The following is a 19188-nucleotide window of genomic DNA, read 5'->3' as shown; positions in this document are numbered from 1 at the left end:
AAAAGTACGTAGTTAACTACATATATTAATTTGAAAATCTGTAATGTGAGATTTTCATGATAATTTGAGTTAAGATTAGGTATTCAGCATTGGCTTAAAGTCCGGGTCTTTACCTCTCAGGTCAATACCTCCTTCATAAATGGATTTTAAATTAACAAGGTAAAATGACCATCCATTATGGCATCCCAATCTAATATTCCGCATGCTATTTTCGTCAGTGGGTATGTTCTTTTGAGTAAGCTCTACTAAAACATAGTTTTTTTGAACAGATAGCTTCACATCAACAAGACATTCTCCTTCAAAAGTAAACTGGATAAAATCTGAACCATTTGCTTCTGTTATCTTACCTGTTGCCCTATCATCATATAGATACCAGAGCCATTCGTAGTTATAACCTTCCCGAATAGATTCCTCTTTACCTATCTTAGTCCCGTCTGTGTTCGTAAAGATGGCTTCTTTCAAAAACCATTTTTCTATTTCAGAGCTTCTAGTCCAAGCGTTGTAAATATCGCTTAGACTTGCTCTCACTAAAATTCTTATTGTAAATGAGGTCCAATCAAAGTTTTTCATAGTAATTGCTTAAGGTAATTCAAATTTAACCTTAGTAACATCAAATATGGCTTGCCATAAAAGCCAAAAACAGGTGGTATTTAGGACAAAGTGCAGCTTATTTAATGTAAACTGTTTTAATATTTACAAACTCTCTAATGCCAAATAACCCCAGTTCACGACCATAACCAGATTGGTTAATCCCTCCAAAAGGTAATCGTGGATCAGATTTAACTAATGAATTCACAAAACAAGAGCCGGCATTTAAATGAGTCTTTGCTACCTGTTCTCCAAGTGATCCATCTTTTGTAAATACTGCTGCACCTAAGCCAAAAGGTGTGTCATTTGCAATTTTTACGGCATCATCAGTGTCTTTTGCCGAAATAACTAAAGCCACGGGTCCAAAAATTTCTTCTTCATAAGCAGGCATACCTTTTTTTATCCCCGTTAAAATTGTAGGAGTGTAATAAGCATGTCGCCCTTTAAAATCAGGGATTTGTCCTCCAAGAATACACTTAGCGCCTGCTTTTATGTTTTCTTTCACTCGCTCATGCAAATCATCTCTAAGATCTAATCTAGACATTGGCCCTAGGTTGGTATCAGCATCAAAAGGATCGCCTGTTATTCTGGCTGCCATTTTATTTTTAAACAGCCTAACAAATTCCTTTTCAACTTTCTTTACTACAATAAATCTTTTTGCAGCAATACAGCTTTGGCCATTATTTATGAGTCTGCTTTGAGCACAAACATCTGCTGCCAGTTCAAGATCTGCATCGGCTAGGATAAGGTACGGGTCGCTTCCCCCAAGCTCCAGCACGCTTTTCTTTAGTTGCTGTGCAGCCTGTTGAGCTACCTGCATACCTGCTTCTGTACTTCCTGTTAAAGTAACAGCCTTGATATGGCGATGGGCTATTACTTGCTTAACAACCCTGCTATTAATTAGCAGTACCTGAAAAACATTTGCGGGAAATCCGGCATCTTTAATTATCTGTTCAATACTTAACGCACAACCACTAACATTAGATGCATGTTTTAACACGCCACAATTACCAGCCATTAAGGCAGGAGCCAGGAACCTGAATAATTGCCAATACGGAAAGTTCCATGGCATTATTGCCAATACGATTCCCAAAGGCCTGAAACTTACATAACTTTTAACAGCCTCAGTTTTAATTAGTTCATCTTTCAAAAAAGTTTCACCATTATCTGCATAATAGTCGCAAACAGATGCACATTTCTCAATTTCGGCTATACCATCTTTAATCGGTTTTCCCATTTCGATGGCCATTAAAGCTGCCAGTTTTTCCTTACGCTGTATAAGCAGTGCAGATGTTTTCTTTAACAAAGAGGCCCTTTCAGCAAAACTTGAGTTTTGCCATTTCAACCAGGCAGTCTGCGTTGTAGCTATTTTTTTGTCGATTTGTTCCCAGGAATGTTCTTTATAGCTTTTGATTACTTTTCCAGTAACCGGATTAACTGATTGAATAGTCATGTTGTCTATTTAATTTATTAGCTCGCTAATTGATTAACAGATGTAAGCAAAAGTTGTTTGCGTTTATTAATACATCATTTTGCCATTCAATAAGCTGTTTTTAATTTAGATACTACCGATTTTCTTATGATTTAGGCTGTTTTATTAAAGAAAATAGGGTTTATGTAAATTAATCGCAATATAATTAAAATCAGGAGTGAGGTTTAGGTGAAAAATTTGATTAAGAATCRTATTTTTGCAAAAAATTTCAAAAATGACTGGTAAAACTAAATCAGATAGTACTGTTGATGTTGTATTAATTGGCGCTGGTATTATGAGCGCAACTTTGGGTGTATTACTTAAGGAATTGCAGCCAGATCTTAGTATTGAAATTTTTGAACGATTAGACGTAGCAGCCGCAGAAAGTTCTGATGCATGGAATAATGCGGGAACCGGGCACTCGGCTTTTTGTGAATTAAACTACACTCCACAACTAGCTGATGGTACAGTAGAAACTAAAAAAGCGGTTTCAATTGCTGAATCTTTTGAAGTATCCAAACAGTTTTGGTCTTTCCTGGTAAGGAATAAAATTGTTGATTCTCCTGAAACATTTATCAAAAGCATACCACATATCAGTTTTGTATGGGGGCAGGAGAACGTTGAATTTTTACGCGAGAGGTATAATAACCTTCAGAAAAGTGATCTTTTTAGAGGGATGACCTTTTCTGAAGATCCGAAAGAACTTGCTGAATGGATGCCTTTAGTAATGAACGACAGGGATTCGGCAGAGAAAGTTGCTGGAACAAAAATGGAGCTTGGTACCGATGTAAACTTTGGTGCCTTAACCAGAATGATGTTTAATTACCTTCAAAAGAAGGAAAGCGTAAGTATGCATTTTGACCATGAAGTTCGCAAACTAAAGCAAAAAGATGGTTTATGGGAAGTAAAGGTTAAAAATGAAACAACCGGTAAAAAAAGAGTTGTAAAAGCAAAATTCGTATTTATTGGCGCAGGCGGTGGTTCTTTACCACTTCTTGAAAAAGCGGGAATTCCAGAAGGAAATGGATTTGGCGGTTTCCCTGTAAGTGGACAATGGCTTAAATGTGTTAATCCGGAAGTTATTGAACGTCATAATGCAAAAGTATATGGAAAGGCGTCTGTTGGTGCCCCACCAATGTCTGTCCCACATCTTGACACAAGARTGATTGATGGTAAAAAAGCTTTGTTATTTGGCCCTTATGCTGGTTTCTCTACGCGTTTCTTGAAACATGGTTCTTTACTTGATTTACCTCTTTCAATAAAAATTAATAACATCAGACCGATGATATCGGCAGGTTTAGATAACCTGCAGCTTACCAAATACCTGATTGATCAGGTACGTCAGTCACCAGAAGATCGTCTGGCTGCGCTTAGAGAATATCTGCCAACCGCAAAAATGGAGGATTGGGAGCTCGAAACTGCTGGTCAGCGTGTTCAGGTAATTAAGAAGGATGAAAAACATGGTGGTGTACTTGAGTTTGGTACTGAAGTTGTTACTGCTGCCGATGGATCAATTGCAGCACTACTTGGTGCATCTCCGGGGGCATCTACTGCTGTTTCCATCATGATTACCTTAATGGAGCGTTGTTTTGCTGATCAGATTAAATCTGAAGAATGGCAGAAAAAACTAAAAAGTATGATTCCTTCTTATGGTGAGGCGCTGAACGGAAATGCTCAGTTAACTGAAGAGATCAGGATTCAAACCACACATGCACTTAATCTAAAAACGGCATAAGCAGAACTAGGGTTCTAGTAATCATACATTATATTCATAGTTACCCTTCCTCGTTCAAAGTGACCTTTCTCCGTCATCTCGACTGAAGGAGCGTATGCTCTAATCTCAAACAAAAAAACTTGAATAATCTATAAGAAAGACTTAAGGGTTTCTTAAGCCTTTCCTATAGATTTTTTCAAGTGCTAATCTTTTCCTGAATGTTTAAGTCTGGCAGCCCAAATGGAATAGGCTGCAGTTAATAAAAAGCCAGAATCATTATCTCGAAAACAATTATTATATTGTAAACGTTTGACTATAAAACAGAAAATGCCAAGCTGGTCTAAAATAACACTCAAAGTACTGGGTATCCTTATAGGGTTGATACTTCTAATTTTCTCAGCTCTTGCTTTATATGTGAACTCAAATAAAAAGAGTTTACTGGAAACCATAACGCAAAAGCTAAATAAAAACCTCCATGGCACGCTTACCATAGCAAGCATGGAACCCACCTTTTTACGCGGATTTCCTGGCGTCTCTATTAAACTAAACAATGTAGTGATGAAAGATAGCCTTTGGAAAAACCATCAGCATACGCTTTTAGATGCTAAAGAATTGGAAGTATCTGTAAATACCTTAGCCTTACTTAAGGGAACTATTGAAATAAAAAAAATAGGAATTAATGATGCAGCAATCTATCTGTTTACCGACAGTAATGGATATAGCAATACCGCTATTTTCCCCAAAAAAGACAAATCAAAAAAGCCAAAAGATGATAACAGCTCAAGCCCGGAACTGGGAAAGTTTACGTTAAGCAATGTCAGTTTTGTGGTAGACAATCAAAAAGGACATAAACTCTTTCAGTTTGACATTTAYGATTTAAAGGGCAATATGGATTATCTTTTACTTGGCGGTTGGGAGGCTGACATTAAACTTAAAGCACTAGCCAAAAGCCTGGCATTTAACACCAGAAGAGGCAGCTTTATTAAAGACAAACTTTTAGAAGGTCCTTTTAAAATTACCTATAACGACGATTCCGGAATTTTGCTGGTAGCTCCTAATAAATTAAATATTGGAAAAGATCCATTTATAATTGGGGCTAAGTTTGATACTTCTAAAGAAAACACAGACTTTACCATCAATATAGAAACCAAAAATATTTTATGGCGCAATGCTTCCGCGTTGTTGGCTCCAAATATTACTGCTAAGCTCAACATGTTTGACCTTAAGCAACCTATACATGTTTATTGCACGCTGGCTGGCAATATGGGCCCTGGTGGAGACCCTGCTATCAATGTTAAGGCACTCATAAAGGATAATGTGCTAACCACGCGGGGTGGGGTAGTTGAAGATTGTAATTTTACCGGTTTTTTTACCAATAACTATATTAAAGGCAAAGGAATAAATGATGAAAACTCAGCCATTAAGCTCTTTAGTTTTAAAGGAAGCTATGCGCAGATACCATTTTCCATTGACACCGCCTTTATCAATAACCTGAATAAACCAATTGCCACGGGGCTGTTCACTTCACAGTTTGAAATTGCAAAGCTTAACAACGTCATCGGAGAGGAGATGCTCAAATTCGGTAACGGCACAGCAAATGTCAAACTGGCTTACCGTGCAGATATTGTAGATTTTATGCTGGCCAAACCTTTTGTTAAAGGCGTGGTGGATATTCAGAATGCAGATGTAAGTTATGTTCCCCGCAAGGTGAATTTCAAAAACACAGCCATTTCACTCAATTTTACTGATCAGGACCTCTATATTAAGAACATCCGTTTACAAAGCGGTAAAAGCATTGTATCTATGGAAGGTTCTGTAAGTAATTTCTTAAAMCTTTATTATACTAATCCGGAGAAAGTACTGCTCAACTGGAAGATCAGGAGCCCAGAGCTTCATTTAGAGGAGTTTATCGGCTTCCTTGGAACCAGAAAACCAAAAGCAAAAAAGAGAAGTAAGAAATCTAATTTTTCAGAAAACCTGAATGAACTTTTTGAAAAGAGTCAAGTAAATATGAATGTTAAAGTAGATAAGATATACTACAATAAGTTTCTTGCTACTAATGCTAATGCAGATCTATTGCTCTCAGAAAATGGCATAGCTATTAAAAATGTAAATGTAAAGCATGCTGGTGGTGCACTTTCTTTAAATGGTAGCATTGCTCAAAAGGGCAGTACCAATAATTTTAAACTTAATGCTACAATTACTAATGTGGACATTAAAAACTTCTTTTATTCCTTTGATAACTTCGGCATGAAAACACTGACGTCAAAAAACTTAAGAGGCTATCTGTTTTCTAAGACTAATATATCGGGGGTTATAAGCGATAAAGGAAATCTCCTTCCCAATTCATTATATGGCAGCATCGCATTTGATTTAAAAAAAGGGGCGCTGATAAGCTTCGATCCGGTTAAAAATGTAGGGAAATTTGCTTTCCCACTTAGGGATTTGGACAACATTTCATTTACGAACTTGAATGGAAAGTTTGATGTACGTGGTCAAAAAATTACCATCAACCCTATGCAAATTAATTCGAGCTTGCTGAATATGGATATTGCCGGCGTATACTCAATGTCAACCGGGACTAACATTACTTTGGATGTACCCTTAAGAAATCCTAAAAAGGATGCTGAGATTACAGATAAAAATGAAAAAAGAGCAAGAAGGATGAAAGGAATTGTATTACATTTACTAGCAACTGATGGCGAAKACGGGAAGATCAAAATCAAATTGAATAGAAATCGCGATAAAACAAAATAAACAACCTTTTAATAATCACCTTAATTTATTGAAATGAAACGTAATGCAACAGCCGTTTGGAATGGCACTATTAAAGAAGGTTCAGGAAACCTTACAACCGATAGCAAAGTACTTGATAAAACACAATATTCATTTAATAGTCGCTTTGCTGATGGAATTGGAACCAACCCTGAAGAATTGATGGCTGCAGCTCATGCTGGCTGTTTCACCATGAAACTAAGCTTAGACTTAACGGAAGCTGGATTTAATCCAACTTCATTAGAAACCAAAGCAACTGTCACTTTGGATAATGGAGTGATTACTACTTCACATCTTGTCCTAAAAGCTGACATACCCGGAATTGATGATGCCAAGTTCCAGGAAATTGCGGCTGGTTCCAAGGCCACATGCCCTGTAAGTAAGGCTTATAACGTAGAGATTAGCTTAGAAGCTTCATTGGTTTAATGAACTTTTAGATAAACTTATTCCCTAAATCCTCCTCTTTAGTTAATAAAAAGGAGGATTTTTTTATTTTATAGTTACGAGATACGCAGTAATTTATCTATTTTCGAATTTTCGCGCCAAATAAACTATAACAGCCACAATGACCAAGTCTATACTTGTATTGAAATTAGGTTCCGCTTCCATCACTACCTCTAAAGGAGAAATTGATGAAGCAATAATTGCAGATATAACCCGGCAAGTAGCAGAACTTGCTCTTAATCACCACTTAATACTGGTATCTTCAGGTGCAGTTGCAGCTGGAAAAAAATACATAAAAAATTATAAAGGTAAAATTAGTGAGCGAAAAGCTGCTGCTTCAATTGGTAATCCGCTATTGTTAAGCACTTATTCAAAACATTTTAAACCCTATAATATTTCTATTGCACAAAGTTTATGCGAGAGACAGCATTTTTCTCATAGAACTCAATTCCTTCAGCTAAAAGAAACTTACGAGGAATTATGGAAAAATGGTGTAATTCCAATTGCCAATGAAAATGATGTAGTTAGTAATTTAGAGCTAAAGTTCTCAGATAATGACGAACTTGCTACTTTATTAGGTGTTGGTTTTGGTGCCTCTCTTATCCTTTTAGGTACATCAGTTCCGGGTGTACTGGATAAAGATGGAAACGTAATTGACACAATTGAATCCATAAATAACGATGTATTCTCTTTAGCTAACAAAAATACATCTGAGGTAGGGTTGGGTGGTATGATTTCTAAACTAACCTTCGCAAACCTTGCTTCTACAATGGGAATCAAGGTCGTTATTTTTGGCGTTAGAACACCAGACGGAATACTAAAAGCAGCAAAAGGAGAGTCAGGCACTATCTGCACACCCAAAAACTGCTCAATATCTGCAAGAAATAAGTGGCTTGCAAGTGGTAGCCTGGTAACTGGTCGACTCATGGTTGATGCTGGTGCCAGCGAAGCAATTAAAAAAAGAAAAAGCTTGCTTGCTGTTGGTGTAAAATCTATTGAAGTAGATTTCGCTAATGGCGAAATATTTGAAATTATTGACGAGCAGAAAAATATTGTAGCCGTAGCACAGGCTAAAGTATCGTCGAACACGATTAGTAAAAATGCTAAACAACATAACCTGGAGATAGCCAATGCCAGTGATATTGTAATATTATAATATGATAATGGAATCGATAGAAGACCAGTTAATCAGTGCACAGAATGCCAAAAAATCCATATCAACACTCAGTGATAAGGATAAGCAAAGCATAATCACCCGAATTGCACAAATTATTTCTGAGAGAAAAGAAGATATCATTGCTGAGAATTTAAAGGATCTGGAGAAGATGTCTGACACTGACCCCAAGAAGGATCGTCTTCTGTTAAATGCTGAACGAATTATTGAGCTTAGCAAAAGCCTGGTTGATGTTTCAAACCTGGAAGATCCAACCAACAAGATCCTTTCTGAAAAGACAATCGATAACGGACTTTTTATTCAAAAAAGAACGGTTCCTCTTGGTGTAGTTGGCGTAATTTATGAATCAAGACCAAATGTTACACTTGATGTAGCCGCTTTATGCATTAGATCAGGAAATGTTTGTTTACTTAGAGGGGGGCAGGATGCTTATCATACTAATTTGTTTGTAGTTTCATTGATTCAGAAGGTCCTTGCTGAAAATAACCTTGATATAAATATTGTACAACAACTTCCTGCTGAAAGAAAGTATATTTTAGATATTTTAACTGCAGAAAAATATATAGATGTAATTATCCCTAGAGGCTCCAATCAGTTGATTGAATTCGTTCGCAAAAACGCTTTAGTACCGGTAATAGAGACTGGTGCTGGTGTTTGCCATACTTATGTAGAAGAGTCGGCTAAACTTGATGATGCTGCTAAAATAGTGGTAAATGCCAAGGTCTCAAGGCCCTCCGTTTGTAATGCATTAGACACTGTTTTGGTAGATAAGGCAATTGCACAAACTTTTCTGGAAAAGCTTGCACCAATGCTGGCTGGATATAATGTTGAGATATTTGCCGATGAAGACTCTTATAGGATTTTAAAAGATCAGAATTATCCTTTAATTAATAAAGCTGAACCCGAAGATTTTGGAAGAGAGTTCCTTGATTTCAAGTGTTCTGTGAAAATTGTAAATAGTATCGATGAAGCACTTGATCATATTGCAAAGTTCTCTTCAAAACATTCTGAGGCAATTATTACTCAAAACCCTGTTAAAACTGAATTGTTTCTAAACCAGGTTGATGCGGCTGTGGTATACTTAAATGCTTCAACAAGATTTACTGATGGACAGGTTTTTGGCTTAGGAGCGGAAATTGGCATATCTACTCAGAAATTGCATGCCAGAGGGCCTTTTGCCCTTGAAAAACTAGTTACAGAAAAATGGATTGTTAAAGGTGAGGGACAAGTAAGATGAAACCAGCATCAATAAAAGACATTGCCAGCAAGGCCAATGTATCTATTACAACTGTATCCTTTATTTTAAACGGCAAAGCTGAGCAAATGCGTATTAGCAAAGCTGTTATTGAAAAGGTTAATACAATTATTAAAGAATTTGACTTTAAACCCAATCAAGTAGCCAGGAGCTTACGAACAGGAAATACGCAAACTATTGGACTGATAGTAGAAGATATATCTAACCCATTCTTTGCCAGCATTGCCCGAAAGATAGAAGATAAGGCATATAAAAAAGGTTACAAAATCAGTTACTCAAGTACTGAGAATGATCCCGTTAAGGCCAAGGAACTTATAGAGATGTTTAAGGCAAGACAAGTGGATGCCTATATTATTGCTCCTGTACCTGGCATTGAAAGTGAAATTAAACAATTGCTGACGGAACGTATTCCAGTAGTTATATTTGATAGGAATCTTCMGGATATGGAAGTTAATTATGTTGTAGTAGACAATTTTAATGGTACTTACATCGCTACAAAACACCTTATAGATAGCGGTAAAAAGAACATTGCTTTTGTAACTGTGGATTTGCATGTAGACCAGATCAATAACCGTTTTCTGGGTTACGAAAAGGCACTTCAAGACCGTGGCATCCAGTTTAATAAAGATATTTATACTGAAATTCCTTTTGATAGCACTGACGACAATACAACAGCACAGTTAATGCTCCTGTTTGAGAAGAATCCAGAGATTGATGCTGTCTTATTTTCAACTAACTACCTTGCAATTAAAGGTCTGTTGGTTTTAAAACTGATAAAGAAAGAAATCAATGATGATTTCAGTATTGTGGCTTACGATGATCATGATGTATTTAAATTACATACACCTCCAATTAGTGTTGTAGATCAGCCTATAGAAGAAATGGCCGAGAAGATCATCGATGTACTTTTAAATGAGCTTGCTTCGGCCAGTAATACTTTGATAAAGAAAGAGGCAAGCAAAATAATTCTGCAGCCTAAGTTTATAAAAAGGTGATTTAGAGGTGATTAAACCTCTAAATCGTTCATAATAGCCTTTACTTTCGCACTAAGTTCAGCATCAGCAGCTTTAAAGCCAGCTTTATCCTTAAGTGGTGCATTTACACTGCAATAGAATTTAATTTTAGGCTCTGTTCCTGATGGCCTGGCAGAGATAATGCTTCCATCTTCGGTTATGAACTGAAGAACATCAGATTTAGGGAATCCCAGATCTTTCTTTTCATTTGCAATTAAATCAGTTTCTATACCCAATTCGTAATCCTTTAAAGTTGCAACTTTAGAACCACCTAATGTAACAGGAGGGTTGTTTCTGAATTTCTCCATCATCGCTTTGATTTCCTCAGCGCCAGTTTTTCCTTTTTTGGTTATAGATACCAATTCTTCTTTATACAGACCATATTCTACATACATATCAAGCATAGCGTTATATAAACTGCTTCCTTTATCTTTGTAAAAAGCGGTCATTTCTGCAATAAAAGCACAAGATACAACAGCATCCTTATCTCTAACAAGCTCTCCAATAAGGTAACCATAGCTCTCTTCACCACCACCTATAAATGTTTTCTTACCTTCAAGGCTTGTCATTAAATGGCCAATCCATTTAAAGCCTGTTAAGGTATTGTAATAAGTAACATTTTTAGCCTTAGCTATTGTTTCAATTAGATTAGATGTTACTATTGTTTTAACAATATACTGATCTCCTGTAAGCTTGCCTTTTTCTTCCCATGCACTTAACAGGTAATTAATTAGCAAACTACCCGTCTGGTTTCCGTTTAGGAGTACAAATTCACCATCATTATTTTTAACGGCAATACCAACTCTATCGGCATCCGGGTCTGTGGCCAGAACAAGATCCGCATCTATTTCCTGAGCTTTTTTCAAAGCAAGTGTAAGTGCTTCTTTTTCTTCAGGGTTTGGATATACTACAGTTGGAAAATTACCATCAGGGGTACTTTGTTCTTCAACCAAGGTTAAATTGGTAAAACCAAACTGCTCAAGGGCCTTAGGAACCAATGTAATTCCGGTTCCATGGATAGGGGAATATACAATTTTAAGGTCTTTTTGACGGGCAATGGCCTCTGGAGACACTGACAGTTCCGTAATTTTATCCAGATAAAGTTGATCAATTTCCTCTCCAATCAATTCAATATTGTTATCGATACGGTCGAATTTAACCTCATCAATACTTTTAATAGCAGCTACCTCATCCATAACAAGTGTATCATCTGGAGCGGTAAATTGTCCGCCATCTGCACCATATGCCTTATAACCGTTATATTCTTTCGGATTATGTGAGGCAGTAAGCATCACACCGCTGCGACAGCCTAATTCACGGATCGCAAAAGACAATTCCGGGGTGGGTCTTAGTGCTTTAAAAAAATAAACGTGTATGCCGTTTGCAGAAAACACATCAGCCGTAATCTTTGCAAAATAGTCAGAGTTGTTGCGGCTATCATGCGCTACGGCAACTTTAACTTTTTCGCCCGGATATTTTTTAAGGAGGTAGTTACATAAACCCTGTGTAGCAGTCCCAATTGTATACTTGTTGATCCTGTTAGATCCTGCACCCATTATCCCACGTAAACCTCCGGTACCAAATTCCAGACTTCTATAGAAAGAATCTGTAAGCTCAGTAAAGGCCTCTTTATCTAGCAATTGCTGTATTTCTTGCTTAGTTTTTTCGTCGTAATTACCATTAAGCCATTCGTTTATGGTATTTAATGTAGCTGCTTCTAATTGCATAGTTTATGATGTGTTTTTTAAGATGTCTTAATGAAAAACAGTAATGTAATTGTGAAGTTTCATTAGAAAAGCCCAATTCTTATAATATTCCAAATTTTATTTCGTCAATATCATGATTATTAGCGCCGTTTTCTTTAATTTCACGCCCTAATATAAGTATATAACCAATTTGATTGAAATAATATTAACCTTTAAAATTTAAATAACTAATAATGAAACCATCAGAATTTTGATGATGKGGTTATTACCAAAAAACAATTTATAAAACTATGAGAATATTAAAGTTTGGAGGAACTTCTGTAGGAAGCCCTGAGCGGATGAAAAAATTGCTGGATATTATTGATCCGGCAGAAGAACAAATTGTAGTGCTTTCAGCAGTGTCTGGCACAACGAACAGTTTAGTAGAAATTTCAGCCAAACTTTTAAAGGAAGATAAACAGGCTGCGTTAAGTCTTATTAACGCAATGCATCAGAAATATAATGAATTTGTAGTTGAGCTTTTACCGGAAGGCKATTTTCGTGAGCAAGGACAAGAAGTAGTAAACTATCACTTTAACTTCCTTGAAACCCTTGTAAACGATCTTTTTACCCCAATTGAGGAAAAAGTAGTACTTGCACAAGGTGAATTGTTATCAACTACATTATATCATATCTATCTCAAATCTATAGGTGTTCCATCTGTATTGTTGCCTGCTTTAGATTTCATGAAAACTGATGAGGACAATGAACCTGATGTTCCTTATACCACTAAACACTTACAACCAATACTAGATCAGAACAAAGGAAATAAACTATTCATTACACAAGGATTTATCTGCAGAAACAGTTTTGGCGAAGTGGATAACCTAAGACGTGGTGGAAGTGATTATACTGCGTCTTTAATAGGAGCGGCCATACTAGCCGAGGAAGTTCAGATATGGACAGATATTGATGGTATGCATAACAACGATCCAAGGATAGTTAAAGGCACCAAACCAATCTCCCAGCTTTCGTTTGATGAAGCGGCTGAATTAGCTTATTTTGGCGCAAAGATATTGCACCCGCAATCTGTTTTTCCGGCTCAAAAATACAAGATCCCTGTAAGGTTATTGAACACTATGGAGCCTTCAGCTTCTGGTACTTTGATTACAAACGACAGTGAAAAAGGCAAAATAAAATCAATTGCGGCTAAAGATGGTATCACCGCTATAAAAATCCAATCGAGCAGAATGTTATTGGCTTATGGTTTCTTAAGGCGTGTTTTTGAGATATTTGAGCGCTACAAAACGCCAATTGATATGATCACTACTTCTGAAGTAGCTGTTTCTGTAACTATTGATTTTACGGATAACCTTGATAAAATTATTGAAGAACTACATGATTTTGGAAGTGTAGAAGTTGATAATGATCAGTCGATTGTTTGTGTTGTAGGCGATTTCAGTGCCGAGAAGCATGGTTATGCTGCCCGTGTATTAGATTCAATTAAACATATTCCGGTGCGTATGATCTCATACGGTGGTAGTAGCTATAACATTTCATTACTAATAAATACAGCTGATAAAACTGAGGCATTAAAAAGCTTACACAACCGCTTATTTGAATAATTATCTTCTTCTAAGCCAAAAGATAATACCAGCTATAATGAAAACGAGTGCGATGAAGAGACGATTTCTTCTTTCGTACTCTTTTCCACTGATCTTTTGCTTTTTATAGTCGAGATGATTACCAAAGTAGATCAGACCCAAAACAACAATAACAATTATAAAAAGATATTTAAACATTATGTTTTCTGATAAAGATATATCGCACTTCGCAAGTTTAGAAACACCTTTCTACTTCTACGATCTTACTTTGCTGCAAAAAACGCTTAGTACCTGTGCTGATGCAGCTAAGTTATATAATTTTCATGTGCACTACGCCATGAAAGCAAACTTCAATCAGCGGGTTTTAGAAAAAATAAAGGCTACAGGCTTTGGAGCCGATTGCGTTAGTGGTGGTGAGGTAAGTAAAGCAATAGAAATTGGCTTCTCGAAAGATCAAATAGTTTTTGCTGGCGTGGGTAAATCTGACAAGGAAATTAATGGTGCTTTAGATAATGATATTTTCTGCTTTAATGTAGAATCTATTCAGGAACTTGAAGTTATTAATGAGTTAGCGGGCAAGAAAAACAAAAAAGCAAGGGTAGCCATACGTATTAATCCAAATGTAGATGCACATACTCATCACAACATCACCACTGGATTGGATGAAAATAAGTTTGGTATAAACTCATGGGATTTGCCATTATGTGCTGAAACTTTAAAAAAATCCCCTAATCTGGAGTTTATTGGGATTCACTTTCATATCGGTTCACAGATCACCAATCTTGATGTATATAAAAATCTTTGTGTACGTGTAAATGAATTTGCCGAGTGGTTCGAAGAAAGAGGCTTTACAGTAAAGGTATTAAATGTTGGCGGTGGATTAGGTATTGATTACCATAATCCGGAGCAGCAGATTCCAGACTTTGCCGCTTACTTTAAAATATTTTCAGATTTTCTTAATGTCAGATCAAATCAGGAAGTTCATTTTGAATTAGGTCGTGCATTGGTAGGACAATCTTCATCATTAATAAGCAAGGTGCTATACGTAAAGAATGGGAAGAAAAAAAACTTTATTATTCTTGATGCAGGTATGACTGAGTTAATGAGACCGGCACTTTATCAAGCTTATCATAAAATATCCAATATTTCACGGGTATCAGAACCAAATTCGGTAAAGTATGATGTAGTTGGACCCATTTGTGAAAGCACGGATTGTTTTGGCAAAGAGGTAGAATTGCCGGGAACACTTCGTGGAGATCTTATTGCTTTAAATAGTACTGGAGCTTATGGAGAAGTAATGGCTTCACATTACAATTTAAGAGAAAACATTGTGTCTGTTTACAATACAGATATTTACTAATAGTCGATTGTTTTTAAAGCAGTCGTCATTCTGAACTTTCAGAATGACGACTTATTCGTCAAAGAAGTCAACCAGACCTCCTAAATAGTACTCTTCAATTCCTTCTGTAAAATCTTTATAATCTTCTTCTGGAATATTGGTTTGGACAAACTCCAAAGAAGTACCTTTTTTATCTTCGTGCAGTTTAATGGTTACTATTGAAGGCTCATTATCCTCACCAAAATACCACTGTTGTACTATCCTTTTTCCGTATTCAAATTCAATGTTCTTACCAGTGATATCGCCATCCCAAAAGGAGAACTCAGTATTCGCTTCTTCTGTAAATTCAACCTCAGCACCAGTCCATAATTGTATGCTTTGTGCTTTTGTTAATGCCCAGTAAACCTCTTCAGGCGGGGCTTGTAAGTAAGTATATTTCTTAAATGTCTTCATTAATAGATTATTGATTTCCGCTGTTTATAAATTATTTAAAGGCATTTATGCCTGTTACATCCATTCCTGTAATTAATAGGTGAATATCATGTGTTCCCTCATATGTAACTACAGATTCCAGATTCATCATATGCCTCATAATTGAATATTCTCCGGTAATCCCCATACCACCAAGCATTTGTCTGGCGTTACGTGCAATGTCCAGCGCAACCTCTACACTATTTCTTTTTGCCATAGAAATTTGCTCAGCAGTCGCTCTGTTTTCGCTTTTCAATACCCCTAAGCGCCATACCAGTAACTGGCCTTTCGTAATCTCAGTAATCATTTCAGCTAACTTCTTTTGCTGCAATTGAAAGCCAGCAATAGGTTTACCAAACTGAACACGTTCTTTAGCATAGCGTAAAGCGGTATCATAGCAATCCATAGCAGCACCCAGTGCTCCCCATGCAATACCATAACGCGCCTGATTTAAACAACCCAAAGGCCCTTTAAGTCCACTTATTTCCGGGAAAATATTTTCTTTAGGTACCTTAACATTATCAAATACCAATTCACCTGTAGCTGAAGCCCGCAAACTCCATTTTCCATGTGTTTCCGGAGTTGTAAAACCTTCCATACCGCGCTCCACAACCAATCCTCTGATTTTCCCTGATTCATCCTTAGCCCAAACAACTGCAATATCTGCAAAGGGAGCATTAGAGATCCACATTTTTGCACCATTAAGTAAATAGTGGCTTCCATTATCTTTAATATTGGTTACCATTCCACCAGGATTAGATCCATGATCCGGCTCTGTTAATCCGAAGCAGCCCATCAATTCACCAGTAGCAAGCTTAGGCAAGTACTTCTTGCGTTGTTCTTCAGTTCCGTAAGCAAAAATAGGATACATTACCAAAGAACCCTGCACAGAAGCGGTAGACCTGATGCCCGAATCTCCACGTTCTAATTCCTGCATGATGATACCGTAAGCCGTATAATCAAGTCCGGAACCGCCATATTYAACAGGAATAGTAGGACCAAAGGCACCTATTTCTCCCAACCCCTTGATGATTTGTTTAGGGAATTCCGCTTTTTGGGCATAATCTTCAATAATGGGGCTCACTTCTTTCTTAACCCAATCTCTTGCAGTGGCCCGGATCAGTTTATGTTCTTCAGAAAGCAATTCATCAAGTAAATAATAGTCGGGAGCTTCGTAAAGGTCTTTCTTGGCAGATTTATTCATTGTTTCCACTATATTTGGTTATGCAATCAGCTATTGTGCTCAAAGGTAATAATTTCGGACAAGGGCTGGTTATAACGGATAAAAAATTTAATTTCGTCAAATGATTGATACTCAAAACTATATACAGACAGTTGCTTTAAGGGATGTTAAATGTTATGCATTTCATGGTTATTACCCTGAAGAACAGCTTACTGGCATCTATTTTTCGGTTGATGTTGTGGTTACATTTACGCCCAATACAGATACAGAGAATTTGGAGCGTACGGTGAACTACGAAATATTGAACAATATCATATTGGGTGAAATGAAAAACACCCGAAAAATGCTCGAAACGGTAGTGAAAAGTATTTTGGATAGAGTGGTTGATAATTATCCATTTATACATACCGCCGAGGTTGGTATTAAAAAACTAAATCCGCCAATGCCTGGCGAAATTGGACATTCATTTGTACAATTGAGCTATCGCTCTGCAAACTCCTAAACTACGATCCTAATTTTAATAGCTAATAAAAAACACCCGAAACGACAGATGGCATTTAATAAGATTACAACCGACCTATTAGATCAGATAAAAACAATTATTGGCGCTTCAAATGTATTTACCGATGAGGAATCATTAAATACATATAGTCATGATGAGACAGAAKACCTTAGATATTATCCAGAGATTGTAGTTAAGCCAATCGATGCAAATTCAATTTCTGCTTTATTAAAGCTATGTAATAAGTATCACGTTCCTGTTACCCCACGTGGGGGTGGTACCGGACTTAGTGGGGCAGCATTACCCATATATGGAGGGGTGCTATTGTCTATGGAAAAGTTTAAAGCCATAATTGAAATAGATACGGAAAACCTTCAGGCAACTGTTGAGCCGGGCGTTATTACCGAAGACTTTATAAATGCAGTAGGCGAACACGGTCTGCTGTATCCTGTAGATCCATCAAGCAAAGGTTCTTGCTTTATAGGTGGCAATGTTGCCCACGGTTCTGGTGGCCCCAGAGTTGTTAAATATGGAACTATAAGAGAATATATTTTAAATCTTGAGGTTGTTCTGCCTACTGGCGAAATAATATGGACGGGCGCTAATACACTAAAGTATGCATCTGGTTACAATCTTACTCAAATGATGATTGGCTCTGAAGGCACGTTGGCGGTTGTTACTAAAATAGTAACAAAACTTGTTCCCAAGCCTCAGCAAAGTGTTTTAATGCTTGCTTCTTTCGGAGAGAACGAAAAGGCTTGCGCAGCAGTTTCTGCAATATTTAGAGCAGGGATTGTTCCATCAGCATTAGAGTTTATGGAAAGAAAAGGAGTGGAGTGGGTTATTAAATTTGATGACATTAAATTCAATCTAAAAGACGATGTAAACGCTTTCCTTTTAATTGAATTCGATGGCGATGATATGGATGCTATTTTTAAAGATTGCGAAAAGGTAAATCTTGTTCTTGAACAATTTGAGTGCAGCGATGTACTCTTTGCAGATACAGCCCAACAAAAGGAAGATCTATGGCGTATGCGTCGCACTATGGCAGAATCTGTTAAATCTAATTCCGTTTATAAGGAAGAAGATACGGTTGTTCCTAGAGCTGCCTTACCAAAATTGATTAATGGTATAAAAGAAATAGGATCCAGGTATGGATTTGAAAGTGTTTGTTATGGTCATGCAGGCGACGGCAACCTACATATTAACATCATTAAAGCAGGTATGAGTGATGAGGATTGGAAAAACAAACTCAAAGACGGCATCGTCGAGATATTCGAATTAACAAGTGCCCTGGGAGGAACTATATCCGGAGAACACGGTATTGGACTGGTTCAAAAAGAATTTATGCCTATAAAATACAGCGAGATTAATCTTAATCTGATGCGAGGAATAAAAAGTGTATTTGATCCTAATGGCATCCTTAATCCAGGTAAGATATTTTAAGTATAAGAGCAACTCGGTTAATTACTATCAAGTTGCTCAAAGATCATCATCTTGTTTTTTTCCTCGTCAGGAATCACTACCGAGGTTTTGGCCCGATAGTCAAAGGCTACGCACACCGTTTTTCCTTTACTGCAAACAATTTCCTCACCATTCTGCGTCCTAACCAGTAAGTATTCCAGGTCAAAACTACTCTTACCAATTCTGGAGGTGCGAACGTACATGCTGATTTTATCATCGGGAAAAACCGGAATGATGTATTCCAGTGAGGCGTGGGCAATGACCACACCTGTTTTTTTCCAGTCCCATTGTACAGCCTGCTTCCAGTATTTGGCCCGGGCAATTTCCATGAAGGTAAAGTAGGTTGCGTTGTTTACATGCCCCATCATATCAAAATCAGCAAAGCGTGTTTCTATAGTCGTTTTATACTTAAAACTGTCTATTTGGTTTACTATATCTGCCGTTTTGTCTTGCTTAGTTGTTTTGTTGCGCCAAAATGTCTTTAAAATCATAAAAAATGGGGTTGG

At 37.0% G+C, this 19188-nt stretch carries 16 protein-coding genes; 10 read left to right on the top strand and 6 right to left on the bottom strand.

Features of this window, described 5'->3' with window-relative positions:
* Positions 1 to 75: 75 nt before the first annotated feature.
* Both AC1DDK_RS17525 and AC1DDK_RS17520 read right to left on the bottom strand, forming a co-directional pair.
* The gene (locus tag AC1DDK_RS17525; protein ID WP_172662770.1) at positions 76 to 570 is read right to left on the bottom strand and encodes an SRPBCC family protein; all 495 of its coding nucleotides are present in this window, start codon (positions 568 to 570) and stop codon (positions 76 to 78) included.
* 97 nt (positions 571 to 667) lie between these two features.
* Complete coding sequence (locus tag AC1DDK_RS17520; protein WP_337716103.1) at positions 668 to 2041, bottom strand: NAD-dependent succinate-semialdehyde dehydrogenase; 1374 nt, start codon at positions 2039 to 2041, stop codon at positions 668 to 670.
* Positions 2042 to 2294: 253 nt separating this feature from the next.
* Here AC1DDK_RS17520 and AC1DDK_RS17515 point away from each other — a divergent pair, with 253 nt between their 5' ends.
* The 6 genes from AC1DDK_RS17515 (at position 2295) to AC1DDK_RS17490 (ending at position 10416) form a co-directional block, all read left to right on the top strand.
* Positions 2295 to 3794: a malate:quinone oxidoreductase gene (locus AC1DDK_RS17515; protein ID WP_477634006.1), complete on the top strand. Its 1500-nt coding sequence runs from the start codon at positions 2295 to 2297 to the stop codon at positions 3792 to 3794.
* Positions 3795 to 4100: 306 nt separating this feature from the next.
* On the top strand, positions 4101 to 6530 hold the full coding sequence (locus tag AC1DDK_RS17510) for an AsmA family protein (protein WP_477634005.1): 2430 nt from the start codon (positions 4101 to 4103) through the stop codon (positions 6528 to 6530).
* Between the two features lie 33 nt (positions 6531 to 6563).
* On the top strand, positions 6564 to 6974 hold the full coding sequence (locus AC1DDK_RS17505; RefSeq protein WP_172662773.1) for an OsmC family protein: 411 nt from the start codon (positions 6564 to 6566) through the stop codon (positions 6972 to 6974).
* Positions 6975 to 7113: 139 nt separating this feature from the next.
* Positions 7114 to 8148, top strand: coding sequence for a glutamate 5-kinase (proB, locus tag AC1DDK_RS17500; protein ID WP_172662774.1), 1035 nt, complete (start codon positions 7114 to 7116; stop codon positions 8146 to 8148).
* 7 nt (positions 8149 to 8155) lie between these two features.
* Positions 8156 to 9403, top strand: coding sequence for a glutamate-5-semialdehyde dehydrogenase (locus tag AC1DDK_RS17495; protein WP_172662775.1), 1248 nt, complete (start codon positions 8156 to 8158; stop codon positions 9401 to 9403).
* A complete protein-coding gene (locus tag AC1DDK_RS17490; RefSeq protein WP_477634004.1) occupies positions 9400 to 10416 on the top strand; it encodes a LacI family DNA-binding transcriptional regulator in 1017 nt (338 codons plus the stop codon). Before AC1DDK_RS17495 ends, AC1DDK_RS17490 begins: the two co-directional genes overlap by 4 nt.
* A gap of 11 nt (positions 10417 to 10427) precedes the next feature.
* On the opposite strand, the gene AC1DDK_RS17485 is transcribed toward AC1DDK_RS17490, so the two are convergent.
* Positions 10428 to 12161 carry a phospho-sugar mutase gene (locus tag AC1DDK_RS17485; RefSeq protein ID WP_337716106.1) on the bottom strand — a complete coding sequence of 578 codons (1734 nt, stop codon included), beginning with the start codon at positions 12159 to 12161 and terminating at the stop codon, positions 10428 to 10430.
* Positions 12162 to 12430: 269 nt separating this feature from the next.
* Here AC1DDK_RS17485 and AC1DDK_RS17480 point away from each other — a divergent pair, with 269 nt between their 5' ends.
* Positions 12431 to 13744, top strand: a complete 1314-nt coding sequence (locus AC1DDK_RS17480) for an aspartate kinase (protein ID WP_477634003.1) — start codon at positions 12431 to 12433, stop codon at positions 13742 to 13744.
* A 178-nt stretch (positions 13745 to 13922) separates the two neighbouring features.
* Positions 13923 to 15083 carry a diaminopimelate decarboxylase gene (lysA, locus tag AC1DDK_RS17475; RefSeq protein WP_337716109.1) on the top strand — a complete coding sequence of 387 codons (1161 nt, stop codon included), beginning with the start codon at positions 13923 to 13925 and terminating at the stop codon, positions 15081 to 15083.
* A gap of 51 nt (positions 15084 to 15134) precedes the next feature.
* Here lysA and AC1DDK_RS17470 read toward each other — a convergent pair whose 3' ends face one another.
* Positions 15135 to 15515, bottom strand: coding sequence for an SRPBCC domain-containing protein (locus AC1DDK_RS17470; RefSeq protein ID WP_172662780.1), 381 nt, complete (start codon positions 15513 to 15515; stop codon positions 15135 to 15137).
* 31 nt (positions 15516 to 15546) lie between these two features.
* The gene (locus AC1DDK_RS17465) at positions 15547 to 16737 is read right to left on the bottom strand and encodes an acyl-CoA dehydrogenase family protein (RefSeq protein ID WP_477634002.1); all 1191 of its coding nucleotides are present in this window, start codon (positions 16735 to 16737) and stop codon (positions 15547 to 15549) included.
* A 100-nt stretch (positions 16738 to 16837) separates the two neighbouring features.
* Between AC1DDK_RS17465 and AC1DDK_RS17460 the strand changes: the two genes are divergently transcribed.
* Positions 16838 to 17218 (top strand): dihydroneopterin aldolase, encoded by a 381-nt coding sequence (locus tag AC1DDK_RS17460; protein ID WP_172662782.1) that lies wholly within the window; start codon positions 16838 to 16840, stop codon positions 17216 to 17218.
* Positions 17219 to 17266: 48 nt separating this feature from the next.
* On the top strand, positions 17267 to 18664 hold the full coding sequence (locus AC1DDK_RS17455) for an FAD-binding oxidoreductase (RefSeq protein ID WP_477634001.1): 1398 nt from the start codon (positions 17267 to 17269) through the stop codon (positions 18662 to 18664).
* Positions 18665 to 18681: 17 nt separating this feature from the next.
* On the opposite strand, the gene AC1DDK_RS17450 is transcribed toward AC1DDK_RS17455, so the two are convergent.
* Positions 18682 to 19173: an acyl-CoA thioesterase gene (locus AC1DDK_RS17450; protein WP_337716113.1), complete on the bottom strand. Its 492-nt coding sequence runs from the start codon at positions 19171 to 19173 to the stop codon at positions 18682 to 18684.
* Positions 19174 to 19188 lie beyond the last annotated feature (15 nt).

The sequence above is a fragment of the Pedobacter sp. 05T44 genome (genome assembly GCF_056395985.1).
Note: the sequence above shows the minus strand (reverse complement) of the source record. Positions and strands in the feature narration are given on the sequence as shown.